Source organism: Amycolatopsis sp. cmx-4-83 (genome assembly GCF_046548815.1).
Lineage (GTDB): Bacteria > Actinomycetota > Actinomycetes > Mycobacteriales > Pseudonocardiaceae > Amycolatopsis > Amycolatopsis pretoriensis_A.
The window spans coordinates 656,112-671,473 of record NZ_JAEBEF010000002.1 but is presented as its reverse complement, the minus strand read 5'-3'; the positions used below and the strand labels follow the sequence as shown (position 1 = coordinate 671,473).

Annotated in this window: 14 protein-coding genes; 9 read left to right on the top strand and 5 right to left on the bottom strand. The window is 70.4% G+C overall.

Annotated elements, in window-relative coordinates; genetic code table 11:
• Positions 1-41 precede the first annotated feature (41 nt).
• The 6 genes from ACLJQM_RS08270 to ACLJQM_RS08245 all read left to right on the top strand — a co-directional run bounded on the left by ACLJQM_RS08270 (position 42) and on the right by ACLJQM_RS08245 (position 5,925).
• Positions 42-1,541, top strand: coding sequence for a glutamate-cysteine ligase family protein (locus ACLJQM_RS08270; RefSeq protein ID WP_247017954.1), 1,500 nt, complete (start codon positions 42-44; stop codon positions 1,539-1,541).
• A gap of 16 nt (positions 1,542-1,557) precedes the next feature.
• Positions 1,558-2,154 carry a TetR/AcrR family transcriptional regulator gene (locus ACLJQM_RS08265; RefSeq protein ID WP_410630625.1) on the top strand — a complete coding sequence of 199 codons (597 nt, stop codon included), beginning with the start codon at positions 1,558-1,560 and terminating at the stop codon, positions 2,152-2,154.
• A 73-nt stretch (positions 2,155-2,227) separates the two neighbouring features.
• Positions 2,228-2,890, top strand: a complete 663-nt coding sequence (locus ACLJQM_RS08260; RefSeq protein ID WP_410630623.1) for a heme oxygenase (biliverdin-producing) — start codon at positions 2,228-2,230, stop codon at positions 2,888-2,890.
• A 238-nt stretch (positions 2,891-3,128) separates the two neighbouring features.
• Positions 3,129-3,752 (top strand): superoxide dismutase, encoded by a 624-nt coding sequence (locus ACLJQM_RS08255; RefSeq protein ID WP_247017949.1) that lies wholly within the window; start codon positions 3,129-3,131, stop codon positions 3,750-3,752.
• A 103-nt stretch (positions 3,753-3,855) separates the two neighbouring features.
• Complete coding sequence (locus ACLJQM_RS08250) at positions 3,856-4,659, top strand: arylamine N-acetyltransferase family protein (RefSeq protein ID WP_410630622.1); 804 nt, start codon at positions 3,856-3,858, stop codon at positions 4,657-4,659.
• A gap of 216 nt (positions 4,660-4,875) precedes the next feature.
• A complete protein-coding gene (locus ACLJQM_RS08245) occupies positions 4,876-5,925 on the top strand; it encodes a hypothetical protein (RefSeq protein WP_410630620.1) in 1,050 nt (349 codons plus the stop codon).
• Here ACLJQM_RS08245 and ACLJQM_RS08240 read toward each other — a convergent pair.
• A complete protein-coding gene (locus ACLJQM_RS08240) occupies positions 5,922-7,178 on the bottom strand; it encodes an MFS transporter (RefSeq protein WP_247017946.1) in 1,257 nt (418 codons plus the stop codon). The genes ACLJQM_RS08245 and ACLJQM_RS08240 overlap by 4 nt on opposite strands.
• Before the next feature lie 113 nt (positions 7,179-7,291).
• Positions 7,292-7,723: a MarR family winged helix-turn-helix transcriptional regulator gene (locus ACLJQM_RS08235; protein WP_247017945.1), complete on the bottom strand. Its 432-nt coding sequence runs from the start codon at positions 7,721-7,723 to the stop codon at positions 7,292-7,294.
• Between the two features lie 105 nt (positions 7,724-7,828).
• On the opposite strand from ACLJQM_RS08235, the gene ACLJQM_RS08230 reads away from it, so the two are divergent.
• The gene (locus tag ACLJQM_RS08230) at positions 7,829-8,371 is read left to right on the top strand and encodes a hypothetical protein (RefSeq protein WP_360779961.1); all 543 of its coding nucleotides are present in this window, start codon (positions 7,829-7,831) and stop codon (positions 8,369-8,371) included.
• Here the strand turns inward: ACLJQM_RS08230 and ACLJQM_RS08225 are convergent.
• Entirely contained in the window at positions 8,361-9,833 is a 1,473-nt protein-coding gene (locus ACLJQM_RS08225; RefSeq protein ID WP_247025489.1) for an NCS2 family permease, read from the bottom strand. The genes ACLJQM_RS08230 and ACLJQM_RS08225 overlap by 11 nt on opposite strands.
• A gap of 82 nt (positions 9,834-9,915) precedes the next feature.
• Here ACLJQM_RS08225 and ACLJQM_RS08220 point away from each other — a divergent pair, with 82 nt between their 5' ends.
• Positions 9,916-10,143, top strand: a complete 228-nt coding sequence (locus ACLJQM_RS08220) for a DUF2530 domain-containing protein (RefSeq protein ID WP_247025488.1) — start codon at positions 9,916-9,918, stop codon at positions 10,141-10,143.
• Between the two features lie 2 nt (positions 10,144-10,145).
• Here ACLJQM_RS08220 and ACLJQM_RS08215 read toward each other — a convergent pair whose 3' ends face one another.
• Together ACLJQM_RS08215 and ACLJQM_RS08210 are read right to left on the bottom strand one after the other, a co-directional pair.
• A complete protein-coding gene (locus ACLJQM_RS08215; protein ID WP_410630618.1) occupies positions 10,146-12,977 on the bottom strand; it encodes a sacsin N-terminal ATP-binding-like domain-containing protein in 2,832 nt (943 codons plus the stop codon).
• The gene (locus ACLJQM_RS08210) at positions 12,949-14,538 is read right to left on the bottom strand and encodes a DUF3027 domain-containing protein (protein WP_410630617.1); all 1,590 of its coding nucleotides are present in this window, start codon (positions 14,536-14,538) and stop codon (positions 12,949-12,951) included. Before ACLJQM_RS08210 ends, ACLJQM_RS08215 begins: the two co-directional genes overlap by 29 nt.
• Before the next feature lie 51 nt (positions 14,539-14,589).
• Here ACLJQM_RS08210 and ACLJQM_RS08205 point away from each other — a divergent pair, with 51 nt between their 5' ends.
• Positions 14,590-15,357: a glutaminyl-peptide cyclotransferase gene (locus ACLJQM_RS08205; RefSeq protein ID WP_410630616.1), complete on the top strand. Its 768-nt coding sequence runs from the start codon at positions 14,590-14,592 to the stop codon at positions 15,355-15,357.
• The last annotated feature ends 5 nt before the right edge of the window (positions 15,358-15,362 follow it).

Here is a 15,362-nt window from a genome sequence, read left to right as displayed (position 1 = left end):
AACACGTCCTAGTTCCACGCCGACGCAAAGCAGGGATGGTCATGGGGATGGACCTCGCGGCTCGATCGTTCACCACGCTGGACCGCGGGAGGTACCGCCGCAAGGTGCAGCGCTGCCTGGACACGTTGGCCCGCATGCTCACCGACGGCAGCTTTTCGTTCCCCCGCAAGAACATCGGTCTCGAGGTCGAGCTGAACCTGGTCGACCGCGAGCTGCGCCCGTCGATGACGAACACCGCCGTGCTGGAGGCGCTGGACGACCCGTCGTTCACCACCGAGCTGGGCCAGCACAACATCGAGCTGAACGTGCCGCCGCGGCCGCTGGCCGGCGATTCGGCCCTGCAGCTCGAAGACGACCTCCGCGCGTACCTCGCCACCGCGGCCTCCAAGGCGCGCGACACCGGGTCGGCGCTGGCCATGATCGGCATCCTGCCGACGTTGAAGCACGAGCACTTCGACCAGAAGTGGCTCACCAACAAGACCCGGTACTCCACGCTGAACGACCAGATCTTCGCCGCGCGCGGCGAACGCACGGTGCTCGCGATGGAGGGCGCGCCGCTGCCCGGCCAGCAGCCGGAGCGGTTGCGCAGCTACGCCGAATCGATCCTGCCCGAGGCCGCGTGCACCAGCGTGCAGCTGCACCTCCAGGTCGCGCCCGAGGAGTTCGCGGCGCACTGGAACGCGGCGCAGTGCCTGGCCGGGCTGCAGATCGCGCTGGCGTCCAACTCGCCGTTCCTGCTGGGCAAGGCGCTGTGGCACGAAACGCGCATCCCGCTGTTCCTGCAGGCGACCGACACCCGGCCGGAAGAGCTGAAGAACCAGGGCGTCCGGCCGCGCGTGTGGTTCGGCGAGCGCTGGATCACGTCGATCTTCGACCTGTTCGAGGAGAACGTCCGCTACTTCCCCGGCCTGCTTCCGGAAACCGACGCCGAGGACCCGATCGAGGCACTCGACGCGGGCCAGGCGCCGAAGCTGACCGAGCTGCGCATGCACAACGGCACCATCTGGCGCTGGAACCGCCCGGTGTACGACGTCGTCGACGGCCTGCCGCACCTGCGCATCGAAAACCGCGTCCTGCCCGCCGGGCCGACGGTCGTCGACACCGTGGCGAACGCGGCCTTCTTCTACGGCGCCCAGCGCGCGCTCGCCGAGGCGGAACGCCCGGTGTGGAGCCAGATGTCCTTCCAGGCCGCGGAGGAAAACCTGTACGCGGGCGCGCGCCGCGGGTTCGACGCGCAGCTGTACTGGCCGGGCATCGGCTGGATCCCGCCGGACGAGCTGGCGCTGCGCGTGCTGCTGCCGCTCGCCCACGAGGGCCTGCGCCGCTCCGACGTCTCCGACGAAGCCCGCGAGCGCTACCTCGGGATCATCGAACGCCGCTGCCTCGCGCGGCGGACCGGGGCGACCTGGCAGCGCGACTACGTCCTGCGCGCGCAGGAACGCGGGCTGGACCGGGAGGCGGCGCTGAGCCTGATGCTGGGCCGCTACCTGGAGCTGTCGGAGTCGGGCGAGCCGGTGCACACCTGGACGTTGAGTGATTGACCGCTAACCTGAGCCGATGCCGAAGATTCTCGGTGCGTCGCTCGAGGCCCACCGGCGCGAGGTCCGGACGCGGGTCTTCGACGTCCTGCGCGCGCAGCTCTACGAACGCGGCTTCGACGCGATCACGCTCGCCGGGGTGGCCGCCGCGGCCGGCGTGGGCCGGACGGCGCTGTACAACCACTTCCCCGACAAGGAGAGCCTGCTGGTCGCCTTCGTCGAGGACGAGGCCGCCCAGTACGTCACGAAGCTGACCGAAGCCGTCGAGGCCCAGGCCGATCCGGCCGACCAGCTGGCCACGTTCGTCCGGCTGCAGCTGCGGGTGCTGGCGGAGTACCACATGCCGCCGGGCACGGCGCTCGCGTCGGCGCTGGCGCCGGCGGCGTACCGGCGGATCAGCGCGCACGCGGACCCGATCACCGACCGGCTGCGCGCCATCCTCCTCGGCGGCGTCGACCTGGGGCGCTGGCCGGCCGAGGACCCGGACGTGCTGATCCCGATGATCACCGCGGCCCTGGGCAACCGCACCCTGGTCGACGGCCCGCCCGAGCAGCTGGGAGACGTCATTGAAGCCTCGGTGCGGTTCGTGCTCCGGGCGGTCGGCGCGTCGATTTAGGGTCGCCTAAGCCGGGATTGTGCCCTACGATCTTTCTGACAGCGTGTCAGATCGATCGCCGGGAGGCCTGCCCATGTCGGTGACCACGGACGCCCGCCCGTTCTCGGCGACGCTGCGCGCGTCGACGCTCGAGGTGCACGAGAAGGCGAACTACTCGACGTACATGCGCGCCCTGCTCGGCGGCGAGCTGTCCCAGGAGGGCTACACCCAGCTGGCGATCCAGTACTACTTCATCTACGGCGCCATCGAAGCGGCGAGCGACGCGATGGCGGATCACCCGGTCGGGGGCGAGTTCGTCTTCGACGAGCTGCGCCGGCTCCCCAGCCTGGAGCGCGACCTGGCCCACCTGGTCGGCCCGGACTGGCGCACGACGATCACGCCGCTGGCTTCGACGCGGGAGTACGTGGCACGGGTGCGCGAAGCGTCTTCGTGGGCCGGCGGCTACGTGGCCCACCACTACACGCGCTACCTGGGCGACATCGCGGGCGGCCAGGCGATCCGCCGGCTGCTGGAGCGTCAGTACGACGTCGCCGAGGCGGGCACGCTCTTCTACCACTTCGACGGCATCGGCAGCGCTCCCCGCTTCCGCGACCAGTACCGCGCGAAGCTGGACAGCGCACCGTGGGACGAAGCCGAGCGGGCGCGGGTGATCGGCGAGACGCTGGTGGCGTTCGAGTGCAACGTCGCGGTGTTCGACGAACTGGCCACCCGGCTCGACGAATACCGCACCGCCTGAGCCCGGACCGCGGCCGTCGATGCTGCCGCACCCGGGGCCGCATGATCGTCGTCACAGCTCGTTGACCTCCAGTTAAGTCCAGGTAGCAGGCTCGGTTTCGGGTGGCGGCCCCTCGGGTACGCCATTCACGAGCCGGTCATCCCACGCGGTGACCACGACGCGCCCCCGCTCGCCGCGGAGAGGCGTGTGCTACTAGGTTCGATACCGGAAACTTGTGTCGAAGACAGAAGGAGGGCCAATGGCCCGCTACGAGCTCCCCGATCTCGACTACGACTACAGCGCCCTCGCGCCGCACATCTCCGGCGAGATCAACGAGCTGCACCACAGCAAGCACCACGCGACCTACGTCAAGGGCGCGAACGACACGCTCGACAAGATCGCGGAAGCCCGTGACGCCGGCAACTTCGGCGACATCGTCGGCCTGCAGACGACGCTCGCGTTCCACCTCGCCGGGCACGCGAACCACGTCGTGTGGTGGAAGATCCTGTCGCCGGAAGGCGGCGACAAGCCGACCGGTGAGCTCGCCGCCGCGATCGACGAGGCGTTCGGCTCCTTCGACAAGTTCAAGGCGCAGTTCACCGCCGTCGCGACGACGATCCAGGGCAACGGCTGGGCCGCGCTCTCCTGGGACCCGATCGGCAAGACGCTGATCACCCAGCAGCTGCGCGACCACCACAACAACCTGGTGCTGCCGACCGTCCCGATCCTGCTGGTCGACGTCTGGGAGCACGCGTTCTACCTGGACTACAAGAACGTGAAGCCGAAGTACGTCGAGGCCCTGTGGAACATCTACAACTGGGCGGAGATCTCCAAGCGCTTCGACAACGCCGTCGCCGGCGGCAACGGCCTGCTGCTCGGCTGAGCTCGTCCGGGAACGGGGTCCTCCTGCACGGGAGGGCCCCGTTTTTTCGTCGGCGGGTGAAATCGCTTGACCTCGAGTGCGGTCCAGGTGTTTGGCTTGGTGCATGGACGTCGACGCGTATCTGGACCGGCTGGGGGTGCGGCGGCCCGCCGCGGCCGACCTCGCGACCCTGCGCCACCTGCAGGAGCGCCACCTGAGCACGGTCCCGTTCGAAAACCTGAGCATCCACCTCGGCGAGCCCGTCGAGCTGACCGAAGCGGCCCTGTTCGCGAAGATCGTGCGACGCCGGCGGGGCGGGTTCTGCTACGAACTGAACGGCCTCTTCGCGGCGTTGCTGCGTGAACTCGGCTTCTCCGCGACCCTGCACGCGGCGCAGGTCTTCCACGCCGACGGCACCCTCGGCCCGCCGCTGGACCACGCGGCGATCGTCGTCGAACTCGACGAACCCTGGCTGGTGGACGTCGGTTTCGGCCGCTTCGCGCGGCACCCGCTGCGCCTGTCCGGTGTGGACGCCCAGCGCGACCCGGACGGCGAGTTCCTGCTGCTGGACACCCCGGACGGCGACGTCGACGTGCTGCTGGACGGAAAGCCGCAGTACCGGCTGGAGCGCCGCCCGCGCCCGCTGGCCGACTTCGTCCCGATGGCGTGGTGGCAGTCGACGTCCCCCGAGTCGCACTTCACGCGCTCGCTGACCTGTTCCCGCCCGACGTCCCAGGGCCGCGTGACGCTGTCGGGCGACAAGCTGATCGAGACCGTCGACGGGGTCCGGAACGAGGTCCTGCTGCCGACCGAAGCCGCGATCCGGGCGGCCTACCGCGTCTACTTCGGGCTCCCGCTGAAGCGCCTGCCCACTCCGCCGGGTGGGAGCCCCTTGACGAGCGGGACGCTCAGCCCGACACTGCCGTGACGTGAACGAAGCCCCGGCCTGGGGTTCCCAGGGCCGGGGCTCCGTCCGTTCCCGAACTGACTGCCGCTCCCACCACGAAGCGGACATGCATGAGGTTAGCCTAACCTCACCTCCCGAACAAGAGGCCGGTCGAGGAGACTCGGATCTCACTCGTTCGAGTGACCCTTCCCGCGGAAACCCCCGGTTTTTGTCGGTGCGTGTCGATACGGTCACAGCGTGAACACAAGGGGGAACTCCAACCGCACCGCGGCGCTGATCGTCGTCGCCGTGCTGGCCTTCTTGGCCGTGCACGGCGGCGCGGCCTGGCTGGTCATACACACCTTCGCCAAGCCCGTCGCGCTGCCCGAACCACCGAAGGAACTGCCGAGCCCGTGGCCGGAACCGGGCGCGCACCCGGTCCGGGAGGCGCCGATGCCCACCGGCGAGCTGGCCGCGGCACTGCCGGACTACACGTCGGGCCACGTGCTCTGTTCGGCGCAGCCCGAACCCACCTGGGCGAGGCTGCTGGGCGGCCCGGTCCGGCACGAGGTGTCGGTGGTCTTCGGCTGCACCGTCGTCACCACCACCCTCCGGCTCAAGGCCGAGCTCAGCGACGGCAAGCTGATCGTCCCGCCCGGCCCGGTGGTGCAGACGTCGATCGACGGCCGCGAAGCCACGCTCTCCTCGTCGACCTACGGCAAGCACTCGACGGTGGTCGTCCGGCTCCTCGGGCAGCGTGCGCCGAACTGGGCCAAGCCCGTGCTGGAGGTTTCGCTGGAGCAGGACGTCCGGGACCGGACACCCCGGGACCTGGCGAACCTCGTCCGCGACATCGGGGAGCGCATCGTCGGCGCCATCACCACACCGGGGCCGGCACTGCCGACGGACGGCACCGGTGACGCGATCCCGGTCCGCGAGGCGGGCCCGGCCCCGGGCACCGGCATCGTCGACGCGCCGACGCCGCTGATCGCCTGGCAGCTGTGCTCCGCGCTCGCGCAATCCACCGGGCGCCCGCTCGAGGAGTTCGTCCCGAAGCACGACGGCCGCTGCGAACACCGGGCGGACGAGGAATTCCAGGTCCAGGCATCGAGCAAGGAGAGGCTCACGGAGTCGCTCCCGGACACGATCGGCGGCCGGCCCGCCGAGGTGGAGAACCCATCGGTGACGATCCAGCTCACCGACGACTCACCACAACAGGTGCGGCTCGCGTGGCCGTCCCCGAGGAAGTCCGACGAAGAACTGCGAGCCTGGGCCGAGTCCCTGCTACCGCGCTTGCGCGGCAGCTAGACCTTCGACCGCTTCAAAACTCGAAGCCCGAACCCCCGCTGCACCGGCCACGAAACGCCACCCCGCCGGATCAGCACCACCGCGCACACGACCGCGGCCAGCGCCGAAACCGCGCCGCCGATGTAGAAGGGAGACCGCCCGCCGAAGGCGTCCGCCATCCAGCCGACCATCGGTCCGCCGATCGGGTTGCCGCCGATCAGGACCAGCACGTACAGACCCATCACCCGGCCCCGCATCTCCGGGCTGACCGATGTCTGCACCAGCGCGTTCGCCGTGTTGAGGAACGTCATCGTCGCGAAGCCGAGCGGGATCAGGCCGAGGCCGAACGTCAGGTACGTCGGCATGAACGCCGTGAGCAGTTCGAACACGCCCAGGAAGAAGGCCGACACCAGCATCAGCCGCACCCGCGGCCGTCCCTTGGTGCCGCGCCGGGCGGACATCACCGCGCCGGTGAACGTGCCGACCGCGACCAGCGTGGAAAGGAGGCCGTAGCCGTCGGCGGCCGTGTGGAACACGTTCGCGGCGACGATCGGCAGCGAGCTGAAGTACGTGATGCCGAACGTGCTGACGAACAGCACCAGCACCATCACGGTCATCAGGTCGGAGCGCCGCCGGACGTACCGGAGGCCTTCGACGAGCTGTCCCTTCTCGCGCGGCACCGCCGCGACGCGGAACAGCTTGTCCGGGTTCATCAGGACCAGGCCGATGATCACCGCGACCGTGCTGACCGCGTTCGCGATGAACAGCCAGCCGGTGCCGATCCAGGTGATCGCGAAGCCGGCGATGGCCGGGCCGACGATCCGCGCCATGTTGAAGATCGACGAGTTGAGCGCGACGGCGTTCGCGATCTGGTCGCGGCCCACCATCTCGGCGACGAACGACTGCCGCGTCGGCACTTCGAGCGACGCCGTGATGCCGAGCGTGAAGCACAGGACGTAGACCTGCCACAGCGCGACGATCCCGCTGATGTCGAGCACCCCGAGGACGACGGCCTGCGCGCACGCGGCGACTTGGATCCAGGTGAGCAGCCGCCGCTTGTCGACGCGGTCGGCGAGGACGCCGGCCCACAGCGAGAGAAACAGCGTCGGCGCGAACTGCAGCGCGACGGCCATGCCGAGGGCGATCGGGTTGTTGCCGCTGAGGGTGAACACCAGCCAGTCCTGGGCGATGCGCTGCATCCAGGTGCCGATGTTCGAGATGACCTGGCCGGTGAAGAACAGCCGGTAGTTGCGGACCCGCAGCGAGGCGAACATGCTGCCGCGCTTGGACGGGGACGGTGGCGAAGCGGACGGCGGTGGCGCCGTGTCCCGGGTAGCAGTGGTCTCGGTGGAACGCTTCGTTTCGCTACCCGTGGCCGTCACCGTGGTTAGTTCCCCGCCATCCTGTCGATGATTTCGGCGGCTTTGGAGAGCACTTCGCGCTCTTCGTCGCCGAGTTCCGCCAATTGCCGGTCCAGCCACGCTTCTCGCACCGAGATGGCCCGCCGCACGTAGGCGAGTCCGCTCTCGGACAGCTCGACGATGGCTTGCCTGCCATCGGTCGGGTGCGGGCGCCGCTCGACGAACTTCATCTCTTCGAGCGCGGCGATCACCCTCGTCATCGAGGGCGGCTGGACGCCTTCCTTCGCGGCGAGCTGCCCCGGGGTCAGCGCGCCACACTTGTGCAAGGTGGACAGCGCGGCGACCTGCGTGAGCGTGAGGTCGTCCCCGACGCGCTGTGCCCGCAGCCGGCGGTTGAGCCGGACCACCGCGAGACGCAGACGGCTCGCCAAAGAGCGTTCGTGCGTGTCGCCGGACATATAGTTAGCATACCTTACGAAACTTCGGCCGCACGGGTGATCTCCGTCAAGCGGCAACCTGGAACACGGTCACGCGTCCTCACGAGGGAAACCCCGGGGGGTCGGATGAACAAGAAGCTGGTGGGCTCGGCCGTGGTCGGCGCGGCGGTACTGGCGATCGTGGCGGCGCAGTTCCTGAGCAGCGGCCCGGACGCAGCCCCGGCGGCCGCCCCGCCGCCATCGCCCGCACCCTCGATCGTCTCCGGCGGGCTGGAGGTCTACCGGCTCGCGGACGGTCCCGGCCAGGCGATCGAGATCCCGGTGCCGGCGGACTGGGCCGTGAACCGCGACGGAGAGCGGGCGAGCTACCGCCGGGGTGAGCTCCTGCTCGAGACCGACCGGGTGCCGATCACGCAGGAAGACGCGCTGAGCGGGCTCAAGGCGGTCGCCGGACGGCAGGGTGGCACGGTCGCCGGGCACGCCCCGATCGCCGACTTCGACGCCGCGGAATGGAACTTCACCTACGACCGCGACGGCACGCCGCGGCGGGTGACGGTGGTCGGCCTCGGCGCCGGCGAAGCCTTGGTGACCGTCCGGTTCGACGCCCCGGCCGCCGACTTCGAGCGCGACCGGGGCGTCTTCGACGAAGCGCTGAAGATCAGGAACTGAACGCGGCCTGGATCGGCCCGACCGCGAAGTACGCCACGAAGGCCAGCGCGATCACCCACATGAGGGGGTGCACCTGGCGGGCCTTGCCGGTGGCCGCGCGGATCACGACGTAGCTGACGAAGCCGGCGCCGATGCCGTTCGCGATCGAGTACGTGAACGGCATGACGACGATGGTCAGGAACGCGGGCAGCGCGATCGAGTAGTCGGTGAAGTCGATGTCGCGCACCTGCGCCATCAGCATCGCGCCGACCACGACCAGCGCCGGCGCGGCCGCTTCGACCGGCACGACCTGGTAGAGCGGGGTCAGGAACATGGCGGCGATGAACAGCACGCCGGTGACGACGTTGGCCAGGCCGGTCCGCGCGCCCTCCGCGATGCCGGACGCCGACTCGACGAACACCGTGTTCGAGCTGGCCGAGCCGAACCCGCCCGCCGCGCCCGCGAGGCCCTCGACGAACAGCGCCTTGCCGACGTTGGGCAGCTGGCCGTCCTTCGGCAGCAGGTCGGCTTCCTTCGCGAGGCCGGTCATGGTGCCCATGGCGTCGAAGAAGTCGGCGAGCACCAGGGTGAACACCAGCAGGCAGACGGTGATGATCGGCAGCCGCGTCCAGGCGCCGAAGGAGACGTCGCCGACCAGCGAGAGGTTGGGCAGGCCGAGCACCTGGTCCGGCAGCGCCGGGTAGCCGAGGTTCCAGCCCTTCGGGTTCGTGCCCTGCGACGGCCCGGCCTTGACGATCGCCTCGACGACGATGGCCAGCACCGTCGACGCCAGCACGCCGATGAGGATCGCGCCCTTGACCTTCCGCACCACGAGGATGCCGGTGAGCAGCAGGCCGACGACGAACACCGCGGTCGGCCAGGAGGCGATCGAGCCGTTGATGCCAAGGCCGACCGGGACGGTGGTGTGCGCGGCGTCCGGCAGCCGGCGCACGAACCCGGCGTCGACCAGGCCGATCAGGCAGATGAACACGCCGATGCCGACGGCGATCGCGGACTTCAGCGCGGCCGGCACGGCCTTGAACACCGCGGTGCGGAACCCGGTGAGCACGAGCAGGACGATGATCACGCCCTCGATGACCACCAGGCCCATCGCCTCGGGCCAGGTCATCTGCGGGGCGATGGTGACCGCGACCAGGCTGTTGATGCCGAGTCCGGTCGCGATGGCGAACGGGTAGTTCGCGACCAGGCCCATCAGGATCGTCATCACGCCGGCGACGAGCGCGGTCACCGCGGCCACCTGCGAGACGGGCAGGATGCCGCCGAGGAGGTCCTTGTGCGCGCCCGCGTCGTCGGCCGAGAAGCTGCCGATGATGAGCGGGTTCAGCACCACGATGTAGGCCATCGTGACGAAGGTGACCAAGCCGCCGCGCAGCTCGCGCGGCACCGTCGAACCCCGCTCGGTGATCTTGAAGAACCGGTCCAGTGTGGACGTCCCCTCGCGGGTCGTCTCCTGCTCCGCCATTCGCCTGCCCATTCTCTCGCTGCTGCGGAGTACCCTGCACCTCGTGAGTGAACCGATCAATCCACCGGAGGTTACGGGCTCGTTGCGGCACACGCCGGAGCTGCCCAAGAAGCTGACCGACCTGACGCCGGTGGTGATCGTAGGCACCTCGATCTGGGCTGTCGCGCTGGTGGTGCTCTTCTTCACGAGTCCGGGGCTGTGGGTGCAGACGGCGCTGTCCGGCTTCGCGCTCGGCTTCGTCGGCATGGCGATCATCGGCTGGCAGCGCGCCGCCGCCCGCCGCGGCTCGAAGTCGGCCCAGCGGCTCTGAGGCTAAGCGAGCAGCGTCCGCGGTGACGGGTCGTCGAGCAGCGCGGTGATCAGGTGCCGGTCGGGCCAGCGCCCGGCCGCCCAGGCGAACGCGCGGGCCAGGCCCTCGGACGTGTCGGCCGCGTGCAGCCGGCCGTCGGACCACCACTGGACGTCGTGCTCCGCGCCCTGGATCGACACGGTCAGCGGGTCGTGCACCAGGACACCGCCGTCGGGCAGCCGCACGCCGAGCTGGTCGGCGACGAGCTTCAACGCGGGCAGCTCGGCCCAGGGCGCGTACTCACCTCGGCTGGTGACCTCGGCGGCCGCGGTGCTCGCGAGCGGCAGGTCGAGCAGGTCGGCGAGCCGCTCCGGGTCTTCCGGGGCAACCACGTACTGATCGGGTTCGAGCGCCCCGGCCACCCACGGCACGTCCAGCACGAGCGCGTCGGCCACGACGGTCCCGTCCGCGGCCCGCACACCCCGCGGCGCCCGCGGTTCGAGCCCCGACTCGACGACGGCGTCGTAAGCGCGAGCGATCAGCCCGGCCGAGACCACGCGATCCGGGTCGGCGAGCCGGCCAAGGAGGTCGTCCGCTTCCTCCACTGTGGACAGCGCGAGGTCCGCCCGCACCCCGGCGGCCGCGAGGAGCTGCTCGCCGAGGCCGAGGTCGGGCACCACGTCGTAGAGCCCGGCCAGGTCGGCGTCCGGCAGGCGCCACTCGTTCGGCGCGAACCCGTCGAGCACGGCGTACTGCGCGATCCACCAGGCAGCGTGGCCCCGCGGCGCACGCAGGGCGTGCCAGGTTTCGGGCCGCGCGGCGAGCAGCCGCAGCGCGGCGGGCCAGGAGTCGTCGGCGACGAGGTCGAGGTCCCGGATCGCGACGAGCGTCGACGGCGGCTCCGGCAGCGAGTCCCACCAGGCTTCTTCGTCGGGCAGGTCGTGGTCGGGTTCGTGCGGCTCGTCGTCGACGACCAGCGCGAACGAGTCGAGCACTCCTGCGGCTTTCAGCGTGTCGGCCGGCCAGTCCTCGGCGAAGTCCTCATCGAGGACGTCGAGCGCACCGTCCTCCTCGAAGACCTCTTCGTCGAAGACGTCGATCAGCGGCGACGCCGGCAGCACGAGTTCGTCGGCGCGGCGCCAGGAATCGGTGGCGGGCAAGGCAAGCGCCCCGACCCACCGCGGCGCGTCGTCCCCGCAGTCGGCAATCAGCCGGAGCACGGCACCGGCGAGCGTCGTACCGTCCAATCCGGACCGCACGTCCTCGACACTGCGCTCGACGGCGTCCCGCAGCTGATCGGCGTTGAGCAGCTCCCGCGCGTCGGCGTGCTTGGCCCCCAACCGTTCCAGCAACGGGTGCGACGCGGCGGGGTGCACCAGCCGGAGTCCCGGGATGTCCACATCGGACAGCAGTTCGAGCAGCTCCGCCGAACCCTCGACGAGCAAGCAGCCCCGAGCGCCCGGCAAGGTCCGGCCGTCCGACAGCGGAACGGGCAACCCGTCCAGCTTCTCCGCGGCGACGGCGTGCGAGTCGACGGCGATCGCGAGCGCGGCGTAGACCTCGCGCCACCAGCCGGGATCCCGGCTGACGCCGGTAAGCGTTTCCAGCACCTCTTCGATGCCGACAACCTGCCCGGAAACGGCTTTCAGCGCTTGCGCCGGCACGTCCCCCTTGACCAGTCCCGGCACGAAGTCGGCGAGCAGTTCCGGCAGCCCGGGCACATCGACGTCGAGAACCCTCGCCTGCCGCCCGGAAATCTCCTTCTTGTCCTGAGTGGACACCCAAGTTTCTTTGCCGAGCACGGAAAGCACTTCGTCGCGCAACTTGGCGTCCACAGTGGACTTCGGAAACCCGGGCGTCGGAACGAGCGCGAACCGGTGCTCAACCGGAAGCAACCGCACAAGCCCGACGTACTCGGTAGCAGCCTTTTCCAGCGCCTCGGTCAATTCAGGCCCGGGCAACACCCGGCGGCGCGAAGGTTCGACCGGAACGGAAGCGAGCAGCCGCGCGGGCAACGACAACGCGTCATCGGTGGGCGTGGGAGCACGCAGAACGTCTTCCTTCAGCGGCTCGGGCGCACCGTCCCGACCGACCGGAACCGCCCAGACGACGTCACCGCGATGGGTCAGCCAGCGAGTTTCCCCCGCGGGTCCCCGAATTTCGACGACGTCCTGTTCGGCAGACCGAGTCCAAACGCGACCCCCGACCTCGAACTCGGCCAGCCACGGCAAGGCGAGCAACAGGTCGGCGACGTCACGCGCGAGCTCTTCGAGGAGAGCGCCACCATCGACGTCGTCGCGCAACGGAAGCCGGACTTCGGTGTCGAAGCCGTCCGGAACTTCTTCGTCCACCGGCCACGGCAGCCGCAGAACGGGAACATCCCCCTCGATCCCGGCGGCTTCCCGGGTCAGCTGAGCGGAAAAGGCAACCCCACCGGTGCGGGAAACGACCCGAGGTTCGTCAGAAACGGTCCGCACGGCGGCAAAGCCGACCCCGAACCGCCCGACGGTCTCCCCGGTCTTCCCGGAAGCCCGCAGCGAGGCAAGCGAAGCAACGCCCCGAGCGTCAAGCGGCGCCCCGGTGTTGGCGAACCGGAGTTCCCGTCCGTCCACAAGGGACGCCCGAACCCGCCCAGGCCTCTGAGCGGCCATGGCGGCATCGGCGGCGTTCTGGGCGAGCTCGACGAAGAGCCGATCCCGATAGGCCCCGACCCGCAGGTCGCGCTCGACGTTGGTGTCTTCGATCAGCCGAGTCGGCGAGTCCCGCCAAGCGCGCAGAGTCGCCTCACGAAGCCGCCCGGTGCCGAAGGCATCGTCCCCGCCCGGCTCAGTGCTCAGACTGCTCACCAGCACCATCGATCCGAGCCCGGCTCACGGGCTCCTCGGTGACCACATCGTCGGCGAGCACGGCTTCCGGCAGGTCAACTTCCTCGACGGCCTCGGCCTGCTCCGCTTCAGCCGCAGCAGCAGCCTCGGCAACCTCCGGCGCGGCAACCGCACCGGTCACGTCAGCCTCAACCACCGGCTCGGCAGCAGCGCCAGTCACCTCGGCCTGGGTCGGCTCGGCAACCGCAGGCTCGGCCTCCGCCGCCACCGGCTCGGCAACCGCATCCGTCACCTCGGCCTGGGTCGGCTCCGCCTCCGCGGGAGCGGCAACCTCGGCAACCACGGGCTCGCCCTCAGCCACCTCGGCCTGAGCCGGCTCCGCGACTGCCGGTTCGGCAACCGCATCGGTCACCTCAGCCTGGGTGGGCTCGGCGACCGCGTCAGCCGCTTCCGGCTCCACAACCGCATCCGTCACCTCAGCCTGAGTCGGCTCCGCCTCCGCCGGGGCAGCAACCTCGGCAACCACCGGCTCGCCCTCAGCCACCTCCTCCGGCTCGGCAACCGCCTCGGTCACCTCGGCCTGGGTCGGCTCCGCGACCGCACCGGCCGCCTCAGCCTCGACCACCGTCGCGGCCTCGGCCGCCTCCGGCTCGACCTCCGCCGGTGACACGTCCGATTCCGCGACCGCCGTCTCCGGCTCCGCCGCCGACGTCTCGACCACCGGGGTCTCCGCCTCCGGATCCACCGCCGACGTCTCCGCCACCGGCTCAACCGGCTCAGCCACCGGCTCCGGGGTCTCCGCCACCGACTCAACCGTCTCCACCACCGGCTCCGGGGCCGGCGTGAAGTCCAACAGCGAATCGTCGTACACCAGCTCTGCCACCGGGACCGAGGACGTCACCTCGACCTCGATCTCCGAGTGCGCTCCGCACCCGTACTCCACGTCGACCACGTGGCCGTCCGCCGGGGCGATGTCGTTGCTGCACACCCCGAACACGCCGCTCAGCGAACCCGCCAGCTGGACGAAGAAGCCGCACGTTCCGCACACGTCCGGGGCGCTGCGCGCCATGTCGGACCTGGGGCCGAACTCGCCGCTGTGCCAGCGGGTCGCCGCCTCCGTGCGGCCGTAGCGGGACAGCACGTGGACCCGGCCGAGGCCCGCGTCGCGGGAGACCTCCTCCACCGCCGGGTCGTCGGACTGGAGGTAGGCCGGGGCCAGGCGGGGGTCGTTCTCGTCCGTCGGGAAGATGTCGCCGACGCCCAGGTCGCCCGCGCGCACCCGGCGCTCCCACGGGACCCACGGCGGGGCGATCAGCGCGTCCGGACCGGGCACCAGGACGACCTCGCTGACCGTCACCGGCTCTTCGTCGCCCGCCAAGGCGACCGTCACCGACCAGCGCCAGCCGCCGTAGCCCGGTACCTGGGCCTCGAACAGGTGACTCGCCGTGACCGCGTCTTCGCGGGTGACCCCCACGTGGGCGCCGAGCTGGTCCTCGGGCGCTTCGTCCAGCACCGCAGCTCGCGCGAACTCCACCGCGTCGGCGAGTTTGCGCTGCACGGAACCGTCGTCCAGGGTCAGCAGCAGAGTCATGCGGCCAATTGTGCCGCACGCATCCGCGGCGCCCGTGCCAGGCTGTTCAACGTGCGCACGCCGATCCTCACCACCCTGCTGCTGGCCGCCGCGCTCGGCGGCTGCGCCGGTGCTCCCGAACAGCCGGCCGGCCCGTCACAGCTCACCGTCGAAGTGGTCTCGACCTCGGCGCACGACCCCGCCGCGTTCACCGAAGGCCTCGAGTTCGCCGGCGACACGCTCTACGAAAGCACCGGGCTCGCCGGCCAGTCGACGCTCACCGCCGGGCCCCTCGGGGGGCCGCCGGCCGTGAAGGCCACGCTGCCGTCGCCGTTGTTCGGCGAAGGCGTCACCGTGCTCGGGCCGACGCTCTGGCAGCTCACCTGGCAGGACGGCGTCGCCATCGAACGCGACGCCAAGACCCTCGCCGAGCTGCGCCGGGTGCCCTACCAGGGCGAAGGCTGGGGGCTGTGCCACCAGGCCGACGGGCGGCTCGTCATGAGCGACGGCTCCGCGCGCCTGACCTTCCGCGATCCGAAAACCTTCGCCGTGACCGGGAGCGTCGACGTCGGGCGCGACCAGCTCAACGAACTCGAATGCGTCGGCGGGGACGTCTACGCAAACGTTTGGCACACCGACACGATCCTGCGCGTCGACGCCGCCACCGGACACGTCACCGCGACCATCAACGCAGGTCAGCTGCGTGCCAAGGTGAACCCGGCCGGCGCCGAAGACGTGCTCAACGGTATCGCCGCCGTCCCCGGGACCGGTGATTTCCTCCTCACCGGGAAGCAGTGGCCGGTCACGTTCCGGGTGAGGTTCGTCCCGGTCCGGGCGTGAAAGCA

Bases quoted from the DNA above. Each gene is read 5' to 3' on its own strand.
- ACLJQM_RS08255 (WP_247017949.1), top strand. From the start codon at position 3,129: ATGGCCCGCTACGAGCTCCCCGATCTCGACTACGACTACAGCGCCCTC.
- ACLJQM_RS08225 (WP_247025489.1), bottom strand. From the start codon at position 9,833: ATGGCGGAGCAGGAGACGACCCGCGAGGGGACGTCCACACTGGACCGG.
- ACLJQM_RS08250 (WP_410630622.1), top strand. From the start codon at position 3,856: ATGGACGTCGACGCGTATCTGGACCGGCTGGGGGTGCGGCGGCCCGCC.
- ACLJQM_RS08240 (WP_247017946.1), bottom strand. From the start codon at position 7,178: ATGTTCGCCTCGCTGCGGGTCCGCAACTACCGGCTGTTCTTCACCGGC.
- ACLJQM_RS08270 (WP_247017954.1), top strand. From the start codon at position 42: ATGGGGATGGACCTCGCGGCTCGATCGTTCACCACGCTGGACCGCGGG.
- ACLJQM_RS08235 (WP_247017945.1), bottom strand. From the start codon at position 7,723: ATGTCCGGCGACACGCACGAACGCTCTTTGGCGAGCCGTCTGCGTCTC.
- ACLJQM_RS08265 (WP_410630625.1), top strand. From the start codon at position 1,558: ATGCCGAAGATTCTCGGTGCGTCGCTCGAGGCCCACCGGCGCGAGGTC.
- ACLJQM_RS08260 (WP_410630623.1), top strand. From the start codon at position 2,228: ATGTCGGTGACCACGGACGCCCGCCCGTTCTCGGCGACGCTGCGCGCG.
- ACLJQM_RS08230 (WP_360779961.1), top strand. From the start codon at position 7,829: ATGAACAAGAAGCTGGTGGGCTCGGCCGTGGTCGGCGCGGCGGTACTG.
- ACLJQM_RS08215 (WP_410630618.1), bottom strand. From the start codon at position 12,977: ATGGTGCTGGTGAGCAGTCTGAGCACTGAGCCGGGCGGGGACGATGCC.
- ACLJQM_RS08210 (WP_410630617.1), bottom strand. From the start codon at position 14,538: ATGACTCTGCTGCTGACCCTGGACGACGGTTCCGTGCAGCGCAAACTC.